This is a genomic window from Parendozoicomonas verongulae, assembly GCF_009711465.1.
GTDB lineage: Bacteria > Pseudomonadota > Gammaproteobacteria > Pseudomonadales > Endozoicomonadaceae > Sansalvadorimonas > Sansalvadorimonas verongulae.
Genome location: NZ_SMME01000854.1, coordinates 46,909 through 50,773, shown reverse-complemented (window position 1 = coordinate 50,773; position 3,865 = coordinate 46,909). Strand labels below are relative to the sequence as shown.

At 49.4% G+C, this 3,865-nt stretch carries 5 protein-coding genes; 2 read left to right on the top strand and 3 right to left on the bottom strand.

The features are described 5' to 3' along the window. Both E1189_RS23990 and glpX read left to right on the top strand, forming a co-directional pair. The coding region (locus tag E1189_RS23990; protein WP_196221474.1) for a hypothetical protein at positions 1-246 on the top strand (246 nt) is incomplete at its 5' end. Positions 247-432: 186 nt separating this feature from the next. Further along, on the top strand, positions 433-1,449 hold the full coding sequence (gene glpX / locus E1189_RS15865) for a class II fructose-bisphosphatase (protein ID WP_155161344.1): 1,017 nt from the start codon (positions 433-435) through the stop codon (positions 1,447-1,449). A 146-nt stretch (positions 1,450-1,595) separates the two neighbouring features. On the opposite strand, the gene E1189_RS15860 is transcribed toward glpX, so the two are convergent. From E1189_RS15860 to E1189_RS15850, 3 genes are all read right to left on the bottom strand, one after another. Next, positions 1,596-1,985, bottom strand: a complete 390-nt coding sequence (locus E1189_RS15860) for a PP2C family protein-serine/threonine phosphatase (protein ID WP_155161342.1) — start codon at positions 1,983-1,985, stop codon at positions 1,596-1,598. Between the two features lie 301 nt (positions 1,986-2,286). Further along, a complete protein-coding gene (locus E1189_RS15855; RefSeq protein ID WP_230460439.1) occupies positions 2,287-2,796 on the bottom strand; it encodes a hypothetical protein in 510 nt (169 codons plus the stop codon). Positions 2,797-2,975: 179 nt separating this feature from the next. Continuing rightward, the gene (locus E1189_RS15850; protein WP_155161341.1) at positions 2,976-3,674 is read right to left on the bottom strand and encodes a hypothetical protein; all 699 of its coding nucleotides are present in this window, start codon (positions 3,672-3,674) and stop codon (positions 2,976-2,978) included. Positions 3,675-3,865: the final 191 nt, after the last annotated feature.

Genomic DNA, 3,865 nt, shown 5'->3' with positions numbered 1-3,865 from the left:
CATGCTCACAGTGGCGGTTTGATGTCTGTGCAGGTGTATCAGGATGGTCACCAGGCTATGAATGCCGATGTTGTTGTAAATGATGCCGAAGGCCGTATGCTGGCGCAGGGTAAAACCAACAGCCATGGCTGGGTCAACCTGAGAACAATCAGCAGCAATCAAACTGTAGAGGTGAAAGCAGAAACCGCTGATGGCCAGATGGCCGCGAAAGAGGTTTATGTTGAAACCAAGGCTGACAGAAAGTGATAATTTCCTTTATATAGGAATATAACCAGCATCCAAAAACTACAGAACATATCAATATATTGGTATTTCTGTAGTTTTTCTTTTTTTAGCCACTGAATACCAATTACTTGATTCTTATCTCTTTCTGAAAGCCTCACTTTACTATACAGTCTGCGCGGATTTTCTACTTTGCTGACGGATTGAAGCATGAAACGCGAACTGGCTATCGAGTTTTCCCGAGTCACTGAAGCCGCTGCACTGGCAGCTTACAAATGGTTGGGGCGCGGTGATAAGAACAAGGCCGATGCAGCGGCGGTGCATACTATGCGTACCCTTCTGAATCAGGTAGACATTGATGGGGAGATCGTGATCGGTGAAGGGGAGATTGATGAAGCTCCCATGCTTTACATCGGTGAAAAGGTGGGTAAAGGCAATGACGATGCCGTTGCTGTAGACATCGCTGTAGACCCTATCGAAGGTACCCGCATGACTGCCATGGGCCAGCCTAATGCCATCGCAGTTATGGCTGTTGCCCGCAAAGGTGGCTTCCTGAAAGCCCCTGATATGTATATGGAAAAGCTGGCGGTTGGCCCGCAAGCCCGTGGTGTTATTGATATTGATCGCCCGCTGGAAGACAATCTTCGTGCCGTGGCTGCCGCTCTGGGCAAAGGGCTGGACTCCCTCACAGTGATTACCCTCGCCAAGCCTCGCCATGATGGTGTTATCAAACAGATGCAGGACTTGGGTGTACGCGTGTTTGCCATTCCTGATGGTGATGTTGCCGCTTCTATCCTCACGTGCATGCCAGACAGCGAAGTGGATGTAATGTACTGCGTAGGTGGTGCTCCTGAAGGTGTGGTATCTGCTGCCGTTATTCGTGCTTTGAATGGTGAACTGCAAGGCCGCCTGATGCTGCGTAATGAAGCCAAGGGTGATACCCCCGAGAACATTGAAGCGGGTCAGAAAGAGCTGGAGCGCTGCCGTGAAATGGGTATTGAACCTGGCGTAAAGCTGACTCAGGAAATGCTGGTATCCACGGATGATCTGATCTTCTCTGCAACCGGTATCACCAAGGGCGACCTGCTGCAGGGCGTGTTCCGCAAGGGTAATATGGCGACAACGGAAACTCTGCTGATTCGTGGCAAGTCCCGTACTATTCGTCGCATTCAGTCCACCCACTATCTGGAGCGCAAAGATCCAGAGGTGTGTGCGCATATCCTCTAACCATCACAGGCTGCTAGTTGCCTTCAGAGACAGTGACACTGGATTGGTGGATTCAGTCGGGAAGCCTACTACGAACAGTTCGACGTGGAAGGTAAGGCACTGTTGGCGCTGGTTAAGATTTATTGGCGGTGGAGAGAGTGAGGCCTTTAGACAACAATCACACTGAAGTTGTCTTGGGCGGCTATTTCTAACTCTGGGATTGCCTGCTCAATAGCTGTACGGCACAGAGAAGGATCGCCACTGAGTAGGTGCTCTTTCTCTGCCCAGAACCCGTCGCTGCAAAGTAGCAAGTGCCCTGCTGCAGGTCTTGGTATTGTACTGATTTTGATGACATCTCGACTGCTGCCGCCTGTCTTCAATTTACAAGCCAAGAAGTGCCGTGACTTTTCGTAGGTTGCTTTTGTGATCTGCCCGTTTTCATACATGCCTAAAAAAGGAACATCATCAGTAGTCAGCCACTCTACGCCTGACTCTGTCAGATAACCGACTCGGCAGTCTCCACAATGGCCTATTACCACACTGCTTTCAGTTATCACGATGGTACTCATGCAAAAGGCGACAGGCGTTCTATGATCGCCCAGATTGTTCACAACATGGGTGATATTATGCTTTAGCTGTGTCCCCAGGTTGTTACTTAAATGCCAGTTGGCTTTTCTTAAGGCACGACAGAAGGAGCGAACTATCGCAGCAGTGTGATGGTTATGGTCGATGCCATCACAGACAAGAAAAATGTGACCATGATCATGACCATCGGCAATTGGCCAGTGGTCTATATGGTCAGCATTAACAGGCTGGGACGGTCCCTGACTACTGACCTAGATTTCAGGTATCAACGGCTTACTCCTTGCCAGCAAGCAGGGAAAAGCGCTCTTCAACAATGTCGAACCTTTCCGCCTCTTCATGAACAAGGGCCCCATCTAATAGATAAACAAATTTGGGGTCATCAATAAGCTTCTGGGTTTCCGCCTGTACATACTCTTTCAGGTCTTCTGGCCCCTGCTGAATCTCAACAACCAGAGCATCGCGACCATTCACGAGTGTGACTATATCTTCGGCATCCTTGCTTTCCAGAATGTTCGTGCCTCGACTGGAGTAAGCCGCCAGCTTTGTGGCAAGGAGGTAGGTGGCCGGCACAATACGAATTTCAGGGCCGTCAGGAAGCTGGTAAGGAATGGCGTTTTCTCTGCCAATGCGAAACCAGGGGTTTGAAAAACCGAGAATGGACTCATCATCGGGCATCACATCTACAATAATGCCGTTGCAAACATATCTGCAGATGGGAGATGGTTCGCCATCTTCAGGGTTGCTGTCTTCACGGAACCCTCTCTCCCTTAACTGCTCTGCCAACCTCTGGTAATCGCTATAACCCGTTACGGAGACAATAAAATCAACATCCTTTGTACTTCGGATATCTGACGGTAAAGCCTCATCAAGGTGCAGCGAGACTGTTGCCCCGCCTACAAAAGCGACCTACAGCTTATCCCCAAGGGTGCTGGCTATCCCCAGCAATAAAATTTCGTGGTCTGTCATTGTGCAATCTCATTGAGAAAAGAAAGGGCTTCCTCTCGCTCTCTGGCTGTCCCGATACGATATATATCAACAATGCTGAGGTGTCGGTAGAGTAGTGGATCAATCATTACCGCCTTGGTAACGGATCGATACAGAGGGGTAATGGCTACGCCTCTTTTCGTACCATGAGCACTAGGCCAGACAGGAGGAAGCTCCGAAGAGCTGGCAAAAACATCATCAAATACCGGAGCCGCATGTGCTGTGGGGATACCACGAACAATACGCCCTTCGGCGACGAAAAAAGCCACCGGGGCACCGTGCTGAATAAAGTTGACCAGTGTAGGGCGATTAACACGCACGCCTTTATTACCACGACGTACCAGTAACCTGGCCGCAGTTGCTCTTTTGACGGCGTTGTTAGCCTCACTTAGGGAAATGAATAGTTCATTGGCAAGTTTGCGGTAGGTCCAGGAGCTAGTGTGTGGCTCGCTCTCCTGCAGGTACTTTTCGATCTTATCAAGGTCAGAGCGCCCAATGTCTCGTATCTCCTCCGAGACAACCATGTCTTCCTGGCCTCTATCGTATTGGCTGATTTCTTCAATTGAGTCTGAGTGATGCAGCCACGCTTTGCCCTGCAGGTCAGAGTCCCTGTGTTTATCACGATCCTCAAAGCTGAGGATCTTTAAAGTAACCAGAAGGTCTTGCACTTTGAGCATATAAGTGATCTACAGTGTTCTTTGTTCGCGAACAGCGAACGGTATAGATCATCAATATATAGCACCGTCAATAGCGAAGTCTACTTCTTATGTGACGAAAAACGGCTGAAAATGAGGTTTTGCATCACTATTTCATAGCCAGGGAGTTGCTGGATAACCGTTATTTATCTATCACGTGGCTCAGGACGGGG